A 17,394-nucleotide genomic window follows, 5' to 3' on the forward strand; every position below is an offset into this window, starting at 1 on the left:
CAAGGAGTCCGACTCTCACGTCCGCACCCGCTCCTATGACGCGGGCTCGACCGGCGGCGCGAACCTGGCCACCGTCAGGGCCTGCATTCAGGGCCAGGACCGGCCTGCACGCTGAGGTTCAGGTTCGGGTACGGGTGCGGCATCAAGGCCCAAATGGGTGATCACAGGTCACCGCGTGGCGTTACCCGCCGTATCGCCCTTGACTACTTAGAGTGAACAAGCGATGTCACATCGTGATCACAGGGAGAAATGGTGAAAGGTAACCTCATAGCCGCCGGCGGCGTGCTCGCCGCCGCCGTCGCGCTCGTCGGCATGGCCGGCCCGGCGAACGCCGACGAGCGCTGCGACCTCGGCTCCAGCGACAAGACCCACTCATTCGGCATCGACGCCGAAGCTGAGCGCATCTGGTTCACGAGCCGGGAGTCCAAGTCCTGCCAGAACCACGACGACCGGCACCACCACGACGGCTGGGGCAGGTCCGACGACGATTCCGACTCTGACGACGACGAGGCCGACGACCGGTCCGACCGCGGGTCCCACCACGAATCCGACCGCGGGTCCCACCACGAATCCGACCGCGGGTCCCACCACGAATCCGACCGCGGGTACCACCACGAATCCGACCGTGGGTCCGACCGCAGGTCCGAGCACGAATCCGACCGTGAGTCCGGCCGCGACTCCGATGACGGGTTCCACCGCGGGTTCAAGGACCGGTTCGACCGCGGGTTCGACGACAAGTCCGACCGCGGGTTCGACCGTGGGTTCGACCGCGGGTTCAAGGGCAGGTCCGACGGCGGGTTCGACGACAAGTCCGACCGTGGGTTCCACCGTGGGTTCAAGGGCGGGTCCGAGGACGACGCCTACGACCACGGGTTCGACGGCGACTTCAACAAGGCGTCCTACGGGGACGACAAGGACGGCCGCGACCGGGGCCGCGGCTGGGGCTGGATCGAGCCCGACGACCACGGCCGCACCTGGGGCGCCAACGGTTACCGCTACGAGGCCGCCAAGCACGACCGTCACTAGAGACTTTCTGGAGCGGGCCGGTCCCGGGGCCGTATCAGCGCCCCCGGGACCTCTCCCTGTGCGACCCGCCGCTCAGCGGTCCACGATCTCGTTCTTGCCGATGACCACGACGCCGCCGCGCGTGAGGGCGAAGCGCGTACGGTCGTAGTCGAGGTCGAACCCGATCCGCGCGCCGTCGGGGATCACCACGTTCTTGTCGATGATCGCCTTGCGCACGATCGCGCCCCGACCGATCTTGACGTTCTCCATCAGCACGGAGTCCTCCACCAGCGAGTGCGAGTGGAGCACCACCTTCGGCGACAGGACCGACCGTACGGCGGTGCCGCCCGAGACGATCACGCCGGGTGAGACCAGCGAGTCGATGGCCCGCCCCACCCGGTCGCCCTCGTTGTGGACGAACTTGGCCGGCGGCAGCGGGTCGTGGCCGGTGAAGATCGGCCACTTGTCGTTGTACAGGTTGAACACCGGATGCGCCGAGATGAGGTCCATGTGGGCCTCGTAGTAGGCGTCCAGCGTCCCCACGTCACGCCAGTAGCCGCGGTCGCGCTCCGTCGAGCCGGGGACGATGTTGTTCTTGAAGTCGTAGACGTCGGCGCCGCCCGACTTGACCAGCATCGGGATGATGTTGCCGCCCAGGTCGTGCTTGCTGGTCGGGTCGAGCGCGTCCTCGCGCAGCGCGTCGATCATCGACTGCGTCTTGAACACGTAGTTGCCCATCGAGGCGTAGACCTCGTCGGGGGAGTCGGCGAGCCCCACCGCGTCCTTCGGCTTCTCCCTGAACGCGACGATCCTGCGCCCCTCGGGGTCGGTCTCGATGACGCCGAACTGGTCGGCCAGCGCCAGCGGCTGCCGGATCGCGGCCACGGTCACGTCCGCGCCGGAGTCCTCGTGCTGCTCGACCATCTGCCGCGGATCCATCCGGTAGATGTGGTCCGCGCCGAACACGATCACGTGCTCGGGCATCTCGTCGTAGATGAGATTGAGGTTCTGGAACAGCGCGTCGGCCGAGCCGGAGAACCACCGCGGGCCGAGCCGCTGCTGCGCGGGCACGGGCGTCACGTAGTTGCCGAGCATCGCCGACAGCCGCCAGGTGCGCGAGACGTGCCGGTCGAGGCTGTGGTTCTTGTACTGGGTCAACACGACGATCTTCAGGAAGCCGCCGTTCGCCAGATTCGACAGCACGAAGTCTACGAGCCGATATATCCCCCCGAACGGCACCGCTGGTTTGGCTCGATCCGCCGTGAGCGGCATGAGCCTCTTACCCTCTCCACCTGCCAGCACGACCGCAAGCACCCTCCGGGACCTCATGCCCGAGACGCTACCCTCAAATGGCCGTTCTATCGACGAATCCCGGCGCGGCTAACTTCCCTCGTGTCCCGATTTGCCGTTTGCGGGCCCGGCGGGGGTCGCCGAGCCCGGGCTCGCCGGTTGTGTCCCCATGGTCGCGTTGATCGTAAGGTCGTCTCTATGCGTGTTGATCTACTCAGCCGGGAGTATCCGCCCGAGGTGTACGGCGGCGCCGGGGTGCACATGGAATACCTCGCGCGGGAGCTGCGTCCGCTGGCCGACGTACGGGTGCGCTGTTTCGGCGCGGACCGTGCCGAACCGGGCGTCTCGGCATACCGGGTGCCGGGCGGGCTGGAGAAGGCCAACGCGGCCCTGCAGGTGCTCGGCGTCGACCTGGAGATGGCCGCGGCCTGCGAGGGAGCCGACATCGTCCACTCCCATACCTGGTACGCCAACTTTGCCGGGCATGTCGCGAAACTCCTGCACGGCGTCCCCCACGTCATCACCACGCACAGCCTGGAGCCGCTGCGGCCGTGGAAGGCCGAGCAACTCGGCGGCGGCTACACGATCTCCTCCTGGGCCGAGCGCACCGCCCTGGCCGCCGCGGACGCCGTCATCGCGGTCTCGGCCGGCATGCGCCGCGACGTGCTGGCCGCCTACCCCGAGATCGCGCCGGAGAAGGTCACCGTCATCCACAACGGCATCGACACCGCCGAGTACGCCCCCGACCCCGGCACCGACGTCCTCGCCCGGCACGGCATCGACCCCGACCGCCCGTACGTCATCTTCGTCGGTCGCATCACCCGCCAGAAGGGCCTGGTCCACCTGCTGCACGCGGCGCGCTCGTTCGACCCCGACGCCCAGCTCGTGCTCTGCGCAGGCGCGCCCGACACCCCCGAGATCGCCGCAGAGGTGAGCGGGCTCGTCCGCGACCTCGACCGCGACGGCGTCCACTGGATCCAGGAGATGCTGCCGAAGCCGCAGGTCATCCAGCTTCTCACGCACGCCGCGGTGTTCGTGTGCCCGTCGGTCTACGAGCCCATGGGCATCGTCAACCTGGAGGCGATGGCCTGCGAGACCGCCGTCGTCGCGACGGCCACCGGCGGCATCCCCGAGGTCGTGGCCGACGGCGAGACCGGCCTGCTCGTGCCCGTCTCGCAGGAGCGCGACGGCACCCCGCACGACCCCGACCGCTTCGCCGCCGACCTGGCCGAGCGGGTCAACACGCTGCTGCGCGACCCCGCACGGGCCCGTGCCATGGGTCTCGCGGGACGGGCACGGGCGGTGGAGCACTTCTCGTGGGAGCGCATCGCCCACCGCACCATGGAGCTCTACGCCACGCTGTGACGCGCGTCGCGGGCGGGGCGGTCCGCTCCCGCCCGCGAGGTCACCTCAGGCGCGTTCCAGGACGACGATCGGGATCTCCCGGTCGGTCTTCTCCTGGTACTCGTCGTACTGCGGCCACGTCGCCGTCATGACCCGCCACATCTCCGGCCTCTCCTCGGGCCGGGCCGGGCGGGCCCGCGCCGCGAACCTCTCGCCCTTCACCTGCACCTCGACCTCGGGGTCCGCCCGCAGGTTCTTGAACCACTGCGGGTCGTCGGGCGCGCCGCCGTACGAGGCCACGACCAGGTAGACGTCGCCGTGGCGCTGGTAGATCAGCGGTGTGGTGTACGGCCGGCCCGAGTTGCGGCCCTTCGTGGTCAGCAGCAGGACGGTGGTGTTGTTCCAGTCGTGCCCCTCCGCGCCGTCGGTCTCCTGATAACGCCGGACATGTTCCTTGCCATAGAGCATGCCCGCGACCTACCCACCAGCAAGAACCCTGCACCGCCGCCCCCGGCGTCTGTACGAAGAGTTGCCCCCGCACAGCGCGGGCCCCGCCCCGAACTGTACGCACGGGCGCGCCGGTGAGAGCCTGTGCCCATGACCGATCCGGCCGAGACGCTGGCCGCCCGCATCGAGCGGTTCGAGCAGGCCGCGGATCCCGAGCTGATCTGGGATCCCGCGGCGCTGATCGAGGCCGAGCAGGCGATGCTGGCCTGCGCCGGCGACCGCTCCGACGCCGCCACCTGGCGGCTGATCGGCGTGCTCCACCTCGCCCGGTACCGCCTCGACCCGCGTACCAGCCAGGACGCCGCCGTCGCGGGAGCCTTCTTCGCCGCCGTGGCCGTGCTCGACCCCGCGCGGCTGCCGGAGAAGCTGCGCGGGGCCCACGTGCCGTCCGCCGACGCGGCCGGCACCTGGGCGGGGCTCGTCGAGGAGGTGTTCAGGCACGTGGACCCGGCGGCGTACCGGCACGTCGGGCTGCTCGTGCACGCCCTCGTCGGGCGGGCCGCCGCCCAGCTCACCGCCGACGCCGCCGACCGGCTCGGCGAGCTGCTGCTCCAGCAGGCCATGCGCTCCGCCGACCCGTCCTGGGCGCCCGGCGCGCTGGCCCTGCTCGGTGGCGGGCTCGTCCGGCTGCACGGGCGGACGGGGGAGCGGGAGCTGCTCGACGACGCCGTGCACGTGCTGTTCCGGGCCGCGCTCGCCGCCCCCGGCGAGGCCGCCCACCTGGCGGAGCTGGCCGCCGCGCTCGCCCTGGCCGTGCCCGACGACGAGGACCTGGTACGGGCGTACCTGTCGGCCGCCGAGTCCGAGCCCGGCACCCGCGAACGCTCCCGCGCGCTGCTCAGCCTCGTCGGCCTCGCCCAGGCCCGCGCCGCCCGCTCCTGCCTGGACGACGACCTGCTCGCCTTCATCCGGGTGGGGCAGTGCGCGCTCGACTTCTGGCACGAGCGGTGGGCGCATCCCGGGGTGCTGGGGCCGTACGCGGTGGGGCTGGTCGAGTGGTACGTGGTGACGGGGGACGAACGGTCGCTGGAGGCCGGCCACGAGATGTTCCAGGCCCTCGGGCTCCCCGCCCCCGCTGCGGACTTCCCGCCCGGCACCGCGACCTGGGACGGCCCCGCCTCCTCGGCTGATCCCGACGCCACGGACGGCCCCGACACCACAGGCGGGCCCGCCGCACCCGGTGGTCCCGCCATCGGGGACGCCGACCAGGGCGCGCCCCTGCCACCCGCCACCCGGGACGTCGACCGGGACGTCGACCGGGGCGAGGCCCTGCCGCCCGTCGTCCGGCACGTCGACCAGAGCGGGGCGTTGCCGTCCGTCGTCCGGGAGGCCGGCCAGGGCGGGGCGTTGCCGTCCGTCGTCGGGGAGGCCGGCCAGGGCGTGGCGTTGCCGTCCGTCGTCGGGGAGGCCGGCCAGGTTGGGGGCCTGTCGTCCGTCGTCGGGGAGGCCGGCCAGGTTGGGGGCCTGCCGTCCGTCGTCCGGGAGGCCGGCCAGGGCGGGGCGCTGCCGCCCGTTGTCAGGGAAGCCGACCGGGACGGGGGCCTGCCGCCCGTCGCGGGGGACGTCCACCGAGGGGAGGCCCCGCAGCCTGTCGTCCGGGACGCCGGCCAGAGCGGGGCCCTGCCACCCGTCCCCTCATCGAACGCTTCTCCCGCCGCCCCCCTACCCCTCACCGGCGAGCGGGTCGCGTACCGCGCCACCTTCGAGCTGGCCCGGCGGCTCTCCGCGGACCCGCTCGCCCGCCTCGCCCTGCTCGGTGAGCGGCGCCGGCGCCGCTACGAGGCGACCGGCGCGCAGCAGGACCTCGACGTCGCCGTCGAAACCCTCCGCGAGGCCACCCGGGAGGTCCCGCCCGGCCACCCCGACCGCCCGAGGCTCCTCACCGACCTCGCCGCCACCATCCTCGAACGCACCCTGACCACAGGGGGCGACCCCGCCGCCCCGGTAACCGCCGCCCGTACCGCCCTGGCCGCCCACGCCGTGGACGACCCGGCCCGCCCCGACGCGCTGCTCCTGCTCGCCCGCGCCCTGCGCCTCCGGCTCACCCCGTCCACCGCCGCCGAGGCGATCGCCGCCCTGCGCGAGTCCCTGGCCACCGGCGACCGGCTGACGGCGCGGCTGGAGGCGTACACGCTGCTCTCCGAGCTGCTCCGCTGGCGCGCCACCCACCAGGACGCCGCGCCGCACCGTGCCGAGGGCCTCGACGGCGCGGTGCCGACCGCCCGCCAGGCCGTCGCGCCGTACCGCGCGGAGGACCTCGACGGCGCGGTGCTGACCGCCCGCCAGGCCGCCGAGCTGGCCGTGAAGAGCTCCCGCGACCAGACCCCCGCCCACCGCCTGCTCTCCCGCGCCCTGCTCGCCCGCTTCTCCCACGGCGGCGACCCGCGCGACCTCGGCGAGGCCCTGGCCCTCGCCAGGGACGGCGACCCCGACCTGCTGGCGCAGCTCGACGTCCTGCTCACCGACCCCGCCCGGCTGCCCGTCGACGAACACCTCGCCAGGGCCGCTGCCGACCTCGCCCTCCAGACGTCCGACGAGTCCCTGACGCTCAAACTCCTCGCGTACGCCGAACGCCACCCCACGGCGAGCGCCCCCGGCCCGCATGGGGACGCCGGCCGTGGCGCGTTCCTCCTGGAGACCGGGCTCCGGCTGGCCGGCGCCGGTCGCCGCCGCACCGCCGGCGCCGTGCTCGCCCGCGCCGCCGCCGCCTTCGACGAGGAGGGCGACCGGGCCCGTACCGCGCACGCCCTGTCCCTCCAGGGCGTCAACCACGACCACCTGAACGACCCCGCCCGCGCCGCCGAGGCGTTCGAACGAGCCGCCGCCGTCCACCGCACGCTCGGCGACATCCCGGCCGAGGCGGAGCAACTGGGCCACCTGGGCGCCGTCCTGCTGCGCGCGGGCGACCCCGAGGGGGCCGTCGAGCAGCACCTGCGGGCGATCGCCCTGTGCGCGGGAGCCGGGCTGAGCGCCGGCGAGGCGGCCCACCAGCTGCGGGCCGCCGAGGCGTACCTGGCCGCCGCGGACCCCGCCGCCGCCCTGGCCTGCGCGGCCCGCGCCCGCGAGCTGTACCTGGCGTTGGGGGAGTCGAGGGAGGCGGCCCTGGTGCTGGTCCCGGCCGCCCGTGCCGCCGTCGACCAGGGCGACCTCACCGCCGCCGGGGAACGCATCGCCGCCTGCGCCATCGAGCTGGAGGCCACCGGCGCCTGGGAGGACGCCTGCCGCGCGCTGGACGCGCACGCCGTCCTGCTGTCCGTACGCGGGCACCACGAGCGGGCCGCCGCGTGCGAGGCCCGCCTGGTCGAGGTCGTACGACGCCGGGGCAGTCGGCGCGAGCCCGCCGACGAGTGGTACCGCATCGCCCAGCGCCGCCGCGCCACCGGCGACCCGGCGGCGGCGCGGGCGGCCTTCGAGCTGGCCGAGCAGGAGTACCAGGCGATCGGGCACCTGGACGGCTCGGCTGCCGTCCGCTACAACCTCGGCGCGCTCGCCTACGGGCAGGGGGAGGCCGGGCGGGCGCTGGAGGAGTTCGGGGCGGCGGCCGAGGCGTTCGCCCGGCTGCGCGCCCCCGGCAAGGAGGCGACGGCCCTGACCATGCGCGCCGCCGCCCTGTCCGCCCTCGACCTGCCGGAGGACGCGGCCACGGAGCTGGACCGCGCCCTCGACCTGGCCGCCTCCGACGGCGACCTGAACGCCCTCTTCCTCGCCACCCTGCACCGGGCGGTCCTGGACGAACGCCTGGGGGAGTTCCTGGCCGCCGGGGAACGCCTGCGCGCCGCCCTCGGCCTGGCCGCCGCCGACCCGCTGAAGGAAGCCGTCGTACGGGACCGCCTGGCCTCGCTCGCCGCCCGCCTCGGCGACCTGCCCGCCCAGATCGACGCCCTGGAACAGGCGGTCACCGGCTTCCGCACCGCCGCCCAGCCCCACCTCGCCGCCCTCGCCTCCCTCCGGCTCGGCTTCGCCTTGGAGGAACGCGGCGAACACCGCCGCGCCCGCACGGCCTTGGAATCCGGCCTCACCACCCTCACCCCCTCCCTCCAACCCTCCTCCGGGTCGTCCTCCTCCGGGTCGTCCTCCTCCGGGTCGTCCTCCTCCGGGTCGTCCTCCTCCGGGTCGTCCTCCTCCGGGTCGTCCTCCTCCGGGTCGTCCTCCTCCGGGTCGTCCTCCTCCGGGTCGTCCTCCTCCGGGTCGTCCTCCTCCGGGTCGTCCTCCTCCGGGTCGTCCTCCTCCGGGTCGTCCTCCTCCGGGTCGTCCTCCTCCGGGTCGTCCTCCTCCGGGTCGTCCCCCGTCGGGTTGCCGGCCACCTGGCCGCCTACCACCGGGGCGTCCTCCGTCGGGTCGTCTCCCACTTGGCCGTCGTCCACTGGGTCGTCCTCCACCGGGGCGCCTTTCACCGGATCGCCGTCCGACCCGTCGCCTCCCGCGCCACCGCCTCTCCCCCCATCGCCGCCCAGACAGGAGCCCACCTCCCAGCCGTCTGCCTCATCGCCCTCCGGACAGGAGGCCCGGTGGGCGGGGGCGGCGCCGTTCGAGATCGTGGCGGCCATGGCGGCGTCGGGCGGGCTGGACGCGGACGTCCTCGCCCGGGTGGCCGCCGTTCAGCTCGCTCTCGGCGACCTCGCGCACGGCCGGGCCACCCTGGCCGAGGCCGTCACCACTCTCCGGGCCGGCCGCGACCGCGTGCAGGCGATCGGCCCGGCCGCCGCCGAACGCCTGGAGACGTGGCTACGTCTGGAGGAGGCCGAGTCCACGGGCGATCTCCCGCTGGCCCGCGCCATGGCCGAGCAGGCCCTGGCCCAGGCCCGCCCCGAAGCTCCCGCCGGCGACCCCCGGCGGCATGAGGACAGGCTGGGCCGCCCGCCCGGCTGGGGCGACGACGACTACGGTGCCGCCGCCCCGCTCCTTCCACAGGATCGTTCCCACCTTCTCGCCAAGCTGTCCCCGTACTGCCTGGCCCTCGGCGACCTCACCGCCGCCTACAGCTACGCCGCCGAGGGCTGCGAGCTGCGCGACGCCCGTCGGATCGAGCACCTGCGCAACCTGGGGGCCGCCGCGCACGCCCTCGGCCGTCCCGACGAGGCCATCGGCCATCTGACCCGCGCCGTACAACTGGCCCGCGACGACGCCGGCCCGGCCCTCCCCGCGCCCCTGGTCCACGCCCTGATTGCGCTGGCTCGCGCCCTCGCCGACCAGGCCCGCTGGACGGACGCCGCCCGCGCGTACGACGAGGGCCTGACGCTCACGACGGCTCCGGCCTGGCGCGCCCTTCGCGCCCCTCTGCTGTCCGGCCGCGCCTCCCTGCACCTCGAGCTCGGCGAGCTGGACGCCGCAGCCGCCCGCTACCGGGACGCCATCACGCTCCGCGAGGAGCTGACCGAGCGGACGGGCCTCGGGGACGACTGTGCCGACCTGGCCCTCGTACACGTCCTGTGTGGCGAGCCGGCCCAGGCCGGTCCTCTGCTGGAACGCGCGCTGGCCGTCCACCGCGAGACGGGCGACGACCGGGGCACGGTCCTTACCCTGATCGCCCTCGGCACCCTGCCGTCGGCGTCGGCGTCGTCCTCTGGTCTCGCTGCGGCGTCCTCACCGGCTGCCGCCGACCAGTTGGAGGAGGCGGCCGGCCTGGCGCGACGGATCGGGTTCGGCGGCGGGGAGGGGCTCGCGCTGGCCGCTCTCGGCGCGCTGGACCTCGCCGCCGGCGACCCGGGCCGGGCGCACGAGCGGCTGTCCCGGTCCGTCGAACTGCTGGAGGACCTGGGGCACGACCCGGCGTTGGTGTTCGCCCTCGAACGCCGAGCGGACGCGGCCACCCAGCTCGGCGACCCCGCCGCCGCCCTCACGGACGCCGAACACGCCTCCGACCTCGCCACCCTGACGCCCACCAGCACCCGCCTCGCCCCTTCCGCCGGCCTGGCCCCCGCCACGCCCCACCCCGCCCCCTTCGGCGACTCGGTGCCCACCCCGCCTGACCTAGCCCCTTTCGCCGGCCCAGTACCTGGCACGCCCGACCTGCTCCCCTTCAGTGGCTCGGTGCCTGCCACGCCCCACCCCGCCCCCGCCGCCGGCCCAGCGCCCGCCGCGCCCCACTCCACCCCCTTCGCCAGCTCATCGCGTTCTGGTCGGGACGGGCAGGGGGGCGTGCTCGACCGTGCCGTCTCCCTCGCCGTACGCCTGGGTCGTGGCGGGGCGGCGTGGGCGCGGGCCGAGCAGGTCAAGGCACGGTCGCTGGCCGGGCAACTGGGCGACGGGCGGTGGCCGGCGCCGCCCGGCGTCCCCCCGGAGTTGCTGGAGCGCGAGGAGCGCGACCTCGGCCGGGCCCGGGCCCTGATGGCGGCGGCCGGGCGTGCCCGGGATCCCGTCCGGGCCGCCGCGCTCGTGCGTCGCGCCCACGCCGTACGTGAGGAGCTGGAGACGACGTCGTGGCGGCATCTGGAGCCCCTCGCTCCCGGGCACGTGGCCGCGCGGCGGGCCGCCCCGCTGACGGGAGCCGAGCTGGACGCGCTGGTCGCGCGGGGCGAGCCGGCCGGGCTTCTCGGGTTCCACGTGGGCGCGGGCGGTGTCACCGTGCTCGCGCACCGCACCGGCTGGGCCGAGCCACGCGCGTTCGGGTCCGCCGCCGATGCGGCGCTGGTGGCCGAGTTCGTGGCCGGGATCGACGGCGGGCGTCCCGGGCTGCTCGACCTCGCCGCCCGCAGGCGCCGGCTCGACCTGTGGCGCCGCCTGGCGGACCTGCTGCTGGGGGACGCGCTCCGGGAGCTCGGTGACGACCTGTCCATGCTGCACCTGCTGCCGCACCGCGAGCTGCACCGCGTGCCGCTGCACGCCCTCGCCCCCGATGGCGGCCCGCCGCTGATCGAGCGCTGCCCGGTGACGTACGCCCCTTCCGCCGCCGTCCTGGCCCGGCTGGCCCGCGACGTCCCGGTCCGCGCGGGCGGTCCGTCGTTGGTGATGGCTCACGGCACGGAGGCGGACGCCGGGACCGCCGCCCTGCTCGGCGCCGAGCCGCGCACCGGCCGCGCCGCCACCTCCGCTCACCTGGCCGGGAGCTGGGACGTCGTGGACCTGGCCGCCGCCGTGGTGAGCGATCCGCGCGACCCGCTGGGCGCGGGTGTGCGGCTGGCCGACGGGGTGCTGACCGCCAGGCGGCTCATGAGCCTGCGCGTACGGGCCCGCCTCGTCGTCCTCACCGGCTGCGCGGGCGGCCCCGGCGCGGGTGACGGGCTTGCGGCGCTCGGGCAGGCGTTCCTGCACGCGGGCGCCCGCGCCGTGCTCCTCACCCTGTGGCCGCCCGCCGCCGAGATCACGCGAGCGCTCCTACGCGACCTGCACGCCCGTACGCGAGCGGGCGCCGACCCCGCCCAGGCGCTGCGCGATGAGGTGCTGGCGCTACGCGAACTGTACGGGGCCACCGAGCCCGAGCTCTGGGCGCCGTACGTGCTGCTCGGCCTGCCCCACTGACGCGCACGCACCTGCTCCTGGCTGCGATGACGCGCGCAGCCGGCCTGCTGCCGGCCCGCATGCGACAGCGGGCTGCGTGACCTTCCCGCAGCCGCCTCGGCAAGCACGACTCAGCCGGTGTTGACGCGTGTGCGTGGCTCAGCCTGGGCTGACCCGTGGGCGCGTTGCCCGGCTCACCTACAGGTGGGAAAGCGTCGAGGTCGCAGTGTGGAGTGGGAGGGCGGTGTCGGGGGTGCGTTCGCGGACGTCCTGGTCGCGGATGGCGAAGACGGCCGGTGCGACGCCCACGTCACCGTAGCGGGCGGTCACGGCGGCGCCGACCGCGCGCCGGACGTCGCCGACCACCTCGCGCACGGTGTGGCCGGCCCCGGTGGCGGTGAGGTGACCCAGCATGCCGGCGAAGCGGAGCTCGCCCTCGGCGGCGGGCCGCTGCTCGGGCAGCACGGGGCGGTCGAGCCAGAACACCCGGCCGGCGAGGGATCCCGGGTAGCCGTCGCCCAGCTCGCGCACCGTCTCGGCGAGCAGCTCGCCGAACCCGGCCAGGTCGGCGTCAGGCGGCAGGTCCGTGGTGACGAACAACGGCACGATCAGCGAGTCGAGCATCAGGCCATCCCTCCGTGAGGAGGCTCATCGTAGGATGCCGCACCGACAATTCCGCGGGGACTTGACCGGTGCCGGGAAAGGGCCAGGGAATGGACGGGCCTTCCTTGACAGAAGGCGAAACAATAGGCCGCTCTCGAAAAGCCGCTAGCGTTCGGTCCATTCGTCTTCCAGCACCGAGTGCACGACGGAGTCCCGCCACCCGGCGGGCGTACGCATATGGTGCCGGATGCGGCCCTCCTCGACCATGCCGGCGGTCAGCATGGCGAGCTGCGCGGGCAGGTTGGAGGGGGCGCGGGCGCCCCAGATGCGGTGCAGCCCGAGCTGCTTGAACCCGAACGACAGCAGCAGGCGCACCAGGTCGGTGCCGATGCCGCGCCCCCACTGGTGCGGGTGGAGGCCGAAGCCGATCTCGGCGCTGTGCGGATGCTCGGGCTCGATGCGCAGCCGGGCCACGCCGATCACGTCGCGGTGCTCGGCGTCCACCACGGCGAGCACGTACAGCAGGCGCGGCTCGGCGCGGGCGGCCTCCATGGCCTGCCCGACGAGATCGGCGACCTCCCGCGGCGAACGGGGCGCGAACGGCATGTGCTGGGTGGCGGCGGGGTCGCCGTAGACGGCGTGCAAGGCGGGGACGTCGGCCTCCGTGACATCACGAAGGCCGAGTCGCAAACCGTTGCATACCACGCGCCGCATGCGCAGACGGTAACGCGATTCCCGCGATCTTCACAAGCCCTTGTCAAGTGGCGAGTTGACTACCGTAAGCTCGGGCGACAAGTTCGGCGACCGCGCCGTGCGCGCCGAGCGGCTCGGCGTGCCCGGCGTCGATCTGCTCGGCGGCGCGCTCGACGATCCCGGCGGGCGCCTCGTGGCCGATCATGCAGGGGGCGATCGCCAGCCGCTCGGCGCCGGCCGCGCGCAGCCGCTGGGCGGCCACGCTCACGCCGGGCTCGGTGTCGAGCGAGGCGGCGACGACCGGGAGGGTGAGCCGGGAGGCCAGCAGCACCGCGGTGGCCTGCACGGCCCGCACCGCGCGCTCGCCGCCGACGGTGCCGAGGATGACGGCGTCGACGGGACTGGAGATGTTGAGCAGGCGCACCCGGTCGGCGCGGGCGAGCCCGCGCTCGGCCAGCCGGATGTGCAGGGCCTCGGCCAGCAGCGGGTGGGGGCCGAGCGCGTCGGTCACCACGGCGCCGCTGCCGGTGGCGGCGACGGCCTTGCCGATCTCGGCCATGACGACGGGGTCTTCCCAGGTGAGCAGCGGCACCACGACGGCCTCGCGTCCGCCGGGCAGCGCGTCCGCCAGGTCGGCGACGCTCGTCAGCCGTACCTCGATCTGCGGGTTGTCGACGCGCACGACGGCGGCGATCTCCTCCGCCACGCCGGAGGTGTCGCCGGGGGTGGCGAGCACGAGCATGGGCGCGTCCGGCGGCAGGGACGTGGGCACGGGACGGCGGTGGCGACCGCCGCCCGGGCGAGGGGAACGTTCACGTACAGGCAGGCTCACAGGCGCGCAGTTTATGCCTATTCCATGCGCCGTGTTCCGTGAATAGATGGCGATTCCGTCACGACGCAGGGGCAGTGATCGAGATCACATCGTGATCGCGCCGCTCGTTGACTTGGGCGGGCGAAACGGAAGGCTGGAAACCACCGCCGGAGGCCGGGAATGAAGCCGTTCCGTGTCCGTCACAAGCCGTTCTATGTACGCGAGCTGAGTGTCTATCCGGTGGGCCGCCGCCGGATCTTCCTGCTGTCCGTCGCGGTGCTGGCGAGCCTGGTCGCCAACTTCGAGACGACGATCGCCACCATCCTGCCGCTGCTCATGCAGGACCTGGACATGTCGCTGACCGTCTACGGCCAGATCGCCGCGCTGTCGGTGCTGGTGGGCGGGCTGTCGGCGGGGTTCGGCGGCATCCTGTCCGACCGGTGGGGCCGGGTCACGATCCTGGTGCCCACCCTGACGATCACGGCCGCGTGCAACTTCCTGCTCGCCACCGTGGACAGCGTCGCCGGGCTGTTCTGGGTGCGCTGCCTCATGCTGTTCATCGAGGGCGCGGGCATCACGATCACCGCCTCCCTGGTACGCGACTTCTCGCCCCGCATGGGACGGGCCCAGGCGTTCGCGTTCTGGACGTGGGGACCGGTGGGGGCGTCCTTCCTGGCCTCCGCCATCGCGGGTTTCACGCTCCCGCTGTTCGGCAACTCCTGGCGCTCGCAGGCGATCATCATGGGCGTCGTGTCGCTGAGCCTGTGCGCGGTCATCATCTGGAAGATCGCCGAGCCGTCGGCGGCGCTGCGGGCCGAGGTGATGCACCACGAGGCCCAGGCCAGAAGCCAGGCCGAGGAGGGGAACCCCGCTTACCGCGCCCGCCTCGCCGAGCTGTTCCGCCATCCGCACCTGTGGGCGCACGTCCTCGGCAACACCGGCTGGCAGGTCCTCTACTGGACGTTCGCGATCTTCGGGCAGACGATACTCAGCGGCGGCTTCGGCATGGACCCGGCCGCCGCCAACCGCGTCGTCGCGCTCGGCATCGTGCTCAACGCCGTCGCGGTGGTCGTCGTCGGCCGGCTGTCCGGCCGGCTGCAGCTGCGCAAGCCGTTCATCGCCGCCGGGACCGTGCTGACCGTGGCGGCGCTCGGCTACTTCATCGCGCTGATAGGGCCCGGCGTCCCCGCCGGCCAGGTCACCGCCGTCTACGCGCTGCTCTACCTGTTCATGGGCATCGCGTACGTGCCGTGGATGGCCAGCTTCTCCGAGAACGCCGAGGACGTCGAGTCCCGGCTGCAGGGCTCCGCGCTCGGCATCTGGGGCATGGTCGTCCGCGTTATGATCGTGGCGCTGCTGGTGGTCTCGCCGATGGTGGTCGAGGCGTCCGGCTGGCAGACCTGGCTCGGGGTGGCGCTCGCCGGGCAGGTGGTGTTCCTGGCGTCGACGGCGGCGTTCAAGGGGCGGTGGCGGGCCCGCCGGCCGGTGGACGTGCCCGCCGTCCCGTCACCGTGAGGGCCTCCGCCCTGGCCGCCCGCGCGGGCGGCGTTGGCAGCCGCCGCCCGCGCTCTCGCGGCAGAAGGCAGAAGACAGAAGACAGAAGGAAGAGGGAAGGTCAGGCGAGCGGTCCTACCGGCCGGGAGCCGGGTTCCGGCGCGGCGGCGAGGTCCAGGTCGCGGGTCTCCGGCGCGATGGCCAGGCCCACGGCGGTGACCGCCAGGGCGGCGACCACGTACAGCGACACCGCCACCGTGCTCCCGTACGCCTCGAAGAGCTGCAGCGCGATGATCGGCGCCAGCGCGCCGCCGACGATCCCGGCCACCTGGTAGCCCATGGACGCGCCGCTGTAGCGCAGCCGGGTGCTGAACAGCTCGGCGATGAAGGCCGCCTGCGGCCCGTACATGGCGGCGTGCGTCACCAGCGCCACCACCGCGGCCAGCGCGATCAGCGGGAACGATTTCGTGTCCAGCAGCGGGAAGAACGCGAAGGCCCACACCGCCGCCGCGACGACGCCCGCGAGGTACACCGGCCGCCGCCCCAGCCGGTCCGACAGCGCGCCGAACAGCGGGATCAGCGCGAGCTGCAGCGCCGAGCCGATGAGCACGGCGTTCAGCGCGTACGAGCGCGGCAGGCCGAGCTGCCCGGTCAGGTAGACGATGATGTACGCGGTGAAGGTGTAGAACGCCACGTCCACCCCGATGCGGGCGGTGAAGGCCGACAGCAGCGCGCGCGGGTGCGTGCGCAGCACCTCGACCAGCGGCATCCGCGCCTTGGCCCCGCTCTGCTCGACCTCGGCGAACAGCGGCGACTCGGTGACCTTGAGCCGCACCCACAGGCCGACGAACACCAGCGCCCCCGACAGCAGGAACGGCACCCGCCACCCCCACGACAGGAACGCCGCGTCCGACTGGACGAAGGACAGCAGCGTCAGCAGGCCGGTGGCGAGGACGTACCCGGCGGGGACGCCGACCTGCGGCCAGCTCGCGTTGAAGCCGCGCCGCCGCCCGTCGCCGTGCTCCAGTGACATGATCACCGCGCCGCCCCACTCGCCGCCGAGCCCGAGGCCCTGGACGAAGCGCAGCAGCGCCAGCAGGATCGGCGCCGCGATCCCCACGCTCGCGTACCCGGGGAGCACGCCGATGAGGAACGTCGAGACGCCCATCACCAGCAACGTCACGACCAGCACGGTCTTGCGGCCCACCCGGTCGCCGAAGTGACCGAAGACCACCCCGCCGAGCGGCCGGGCCACGAAGGCCACCGCGTTGGTGGTCAGCGAGGCCAGCGTCGCGTTGAACGGATCGAGGGACGGGAAGAACAGCTGCGGGAAGACCAGCGTCGCGGCCGTGGTGTAGAGGAAGAAGTCGTACCACTCCAGCGAGGTGCCGATCAGGCTGGCGAGGATCACCCGCCGGGTCTGTTGCGTGGAGCCTGCCATCCGATGCTCCTTCATCAGGGGGATGATTTCAACGTAAGGATCGTTCAACAATTCGACAAGAGTTTTGTCCCATGATTTCCTGTGAAGGTGGACGACCTCGTCGCCGATCTCTCCCAGGACCGGCCGCGCCTGGGGCGCAGCAGCACGGCCGAGCGGGTGGCCGACATCCTGCGTGAGCGCATCAGCGAGGGCTTCTTCCAGCCCGGCCAGCGGCTCTCCGAGGAGGCCATCTCCGAGGCCCTGCGGGTCTCACGCAACACGCTGCGCGAGGCGTTCCGGCTGCTCGGGCACGAGCGGCTGCTCGACCACCAGCTCAACCGCGGCGTGTTCGTCCGCCTCCCGTCCGTCGAGGACGTGCTCGACCTCTACCGGGTGCGGCGCGTGCTGGAGGGCTCGGCCGTGCGCCGGCCGCCGTCGCCGCAGACCCTCGCGCTGGTCAAGGAGGCCATGCGCGACGCCGAGCGGGCCGCCGCCGAGGACGACTGGCAGCGGGTCGGCACCGCCAACATCCGCTTCCACCAGGCCCTCGTCTCGCTCAACGACAGCCCCAGGATCGACGAGCTCATGCGCCAGCTCCTGGCCGAGCTGCGGCTGGTCTTCCACGTGATGGACAACCCGCGGGCCTTCCACGAACCGTTCGTCGAGCGCAACCGGGTGCTGCTCGGGCTCGTCGAGTCCGGGCGGCGCGAGGAGGCCGCCGCCTATCTCGACGACTACCTCGACCACGCGGAGAAGCTGCTCGTCCACGCCTACGAGCCCAACCGGTAAC

General features: G+C 73.7%; 11 protein-coding genes. 5 read left to right on the forward strand and 6 right to left on the reverse strand.

Annotated elements, in window-relative coordinates:
* Window positions 1–249 precede the first annotated feature (249 nt).
* On the forward strand, window positions 250–1,026 hold the full coding sequence (locus tag AC27IY_RS39255) for a hypothetical protein (RefSeq protein ID WP_487181103.1): 777 nt from the start codon (window positions 250–252) through the stop codon (window positions 1,024–1,026).
* Window positions 1,027–1,098: 72 nt separating this feature from the next.
* Here AC27IY_RS39255 and glgC read toward each other — a convergent pair whose 3' ends face one another.
* Window positions 1,099–2,334 carry a glucose-1-phosphate adenylyltransferase gene (gene glgC / locus AC27IY_RS39260; RefSeq protein WP_329574602.1) on the reverse strand — a complete coding sequence of 412 codons (1,236 nt, stop codon included), beginning with the start codon at window positions 2,332–2,334 and terminating at the stop codon, window positions 1,099–1,101.
* 159 nt (window positions 2,335–2,493) lie between these two features.
* Here glgC and glgA point away from each other — a divergent pair, with 159 nt between their 5' ends.
* The gene (glgA, locus tag AC27IY_RS39265; RefSeq protein ID WP_487181104.1) at window positions 2,494–3,660 is read left to right on the forward strand and encodes a glycogen synthase; all 1,167 of its coding nucleotides are present in this window, start codon (window positions 2,494–2,496) and stop codon (window positions 3,658–3,660) included.
* Between the two features lie 45 nt (window positions 3,661–3,705).
* Here the strand turns inward: glgA and AC27IY_RS39270 are convergent, their stop codons facing one another.
* Window positions 3,706–4,107 (reverse strand): nitroreductase family deazaflavin-dependent oxidoreductase, encoded by a 402-nt coding sequence (locus AC27IY_RS39270; RefSeq protein WP_344218277.1) that lies wholly within the window; start codon window positions 4,105–4,107, stop codon window positions 3,706–3,708.
* A gap of 129 nt (window positions 4,108–4,236) precedes the next feature.
* On the opposite strand from AC27IY_RS39270, the gene AC27IY_RS39275 reads away from it, so the two are divergent.
* On the forward strand, window positions 4,237–11,604 hold the full coding sequence (locus tag AC27IY_RS39275; RefSeq protein WP_487181105.1) for a CHAT domain-containing protein: 7,368 nt from the start codon (window positions 4,237–4,239) through the stop codon (window positions 11,602–11,604).
* 177 nt (window positions 11,605–11,781) lie between these two features.
* Here the strand turns inward: AC27IY_RS39275 and AC27IY_RS39280 are convergent, their stop codons facing one another.
* The 3 genes from AC27IY_RS39280 to AC27IY_RS39290 all read right to left on the reverse strand — a co-directional run bounded on the left by AC27IY_RS39280 (window position 11,782) and on the right by AC27IY_RS39290 (window position 13,651).
* Window positions 11,782–12,207: a hypothetical protein gene (locus AC27IY_RS39280; RefSeq protein WP_487181106.1), complete on the reverse strand. Its 426-nt coding sequence runs from the start codon at window positions 12,205–12,207 to the stop codon at window positions 11,782–11,784.
* 144 nt (window positions 12,208–12,351) lie between these two features.
* Entirely contained in the window at window positions 12,352–12,900 is a 549-nt protein-coding gene (locus AC27IY_RS39285; RefSeq protein WP_423450550.1) for a GNAT family N-acetyltransferase, read from the reverse strand.
* Between the two features lie 43 nt (window positions 12,901–12,943).
* Window positions 12,944–13,651 (reverse strand): sirohydrochlorin chelatase, encoded by a 708-nt coding sequence (locus AC27IY_RS39290; RefSeq protein WP_364444929.1) that lies wholly within the window; start codon window positions 13,649–13,651, stop codon window positions 12,944–12,946.
* Between the two features lie 219 nt (window positions 13,652–13,870).
* Here AC27IY_RS39290 and AC27IY_RS39295 point away from each other — a divergent pair, with 219 nt between their 5' ends.
* Window positions 13,871–15,205 (forward strand): MFS transporter, encoded by a 1,335-nt coding sequence (locus tag AC27IY_RS39295; RefSeq protein WP_487181107.1) that lies wholly within the window; start codon window positions 13,871–13,873, stop codon window positions 15,203–15,205.
* Window positions 15,206–15,305: 100 nt separating this feature from the next.
* Here the strand turns inward: AC27IY_RS39295 and AC27IY_RS39300 are convergent, their stop codons facing one another.
* Window positions 15,306–16,625, reverse strand: a complete 1,320-nt coding sequence (locus AC27IY_RS39300) for an MFS transporter (RefSeq protein WP_344218265.1) — start codon at window positions 16,623–16,625, stop codon at window positions 15,306–15,308.
* Between the two features lie 81 nt (window positions 16,626–16,706).
* Here AC27IY_RS39300 and AC27IY_RS39305 point away from each other — a divergent pair, with 81 nt between their 5' ends.
* Complete coding sequence (locus AC27IY_RS39305) at window positions 16,707–17,393, forward strand: GntR family transcriptional regulator (RefSeq protein WP_423476468.1); 687 nt, start codon at window positions 16,707–16,709, stop codon at window positions 17,391–17,393.
* Window position 17,394: the final 1 nt, after the last annotated feature.

Source organism: Nonomuraea sp. B208, assembly GCF_057536035.1.

What these genes read in the sequence shown, in the direction of transcription:
- AC27IY_RS39270 (WP_344218277.1), bottom strand. Translation starts at nt 4,107, where the DNA reads ATGCTCTATGGCAAGGAACATGTCCGGCGTTATCAGGAGACCGACGGC.
- AC27IY_RS39255 (WP_487181103.1), top strand. Translation starts at nt 250, where the DNA reads ATGGTGAAAGGTAACCTCATAGCCGCCGGCGGCGTGCTCGCCGCCGCC.
- AC27IY_RS39280 (WP_487181106.1), bottom strand. Translation starts at nt 12,207, where the DNA reads ATGCTCGACTCGCTGATCGTGCCGTTGTTCGTCACCACGGACCTGCCG.
- AC27IY_RS39275 (WP_487181105.1), top strand. Translation starts at nt 4,237, where the DNA reads ATGACCGATCCGGCCGAGACGCTGGCCGCCCGCATCGAGCGGTTCGAG.
- AC27IY_RS39295 (WP_487181107.1), top strand. Translation starts at nt 13,871, where the DNA reads ATGAAGCCGTTCCGTGTCCGTCACAAGCCGTTCTATGTACGCGAGCTG.
- AC27IY_RS39300 (WP_344218265.1), bottom strand. Translation starts at nt 16,625, where the DNA reads ATGGCAGGCTCCACGCAACAGACCCGGCGGGTGATCCTCGCCAGCCTG.
- glgA (WP_487181104.1), top strand. Translation starts at nt 2,494, where the DNA reads ATGCGTGTTGATCTACTCAGCCGGGAGTATCCGCCCGAGGTGTACGGC.
- glgC (WP_329574602.1), bottom strand. Translation starts at nt 2,334, where the DNA reads ATGAGGTCCCGGAGGGTGCTTGCGGTCGTGCTGGCAGGTGGAGAGGGT.
- AC27IY_RS39285 (WP_423450550.1), bottom strand. Translation starts at nt 12,900, where the DNA reads ATGCGGCGCGTGGTATGCAACGGTTTGCGACTCGGCCTTCGTGATGTC.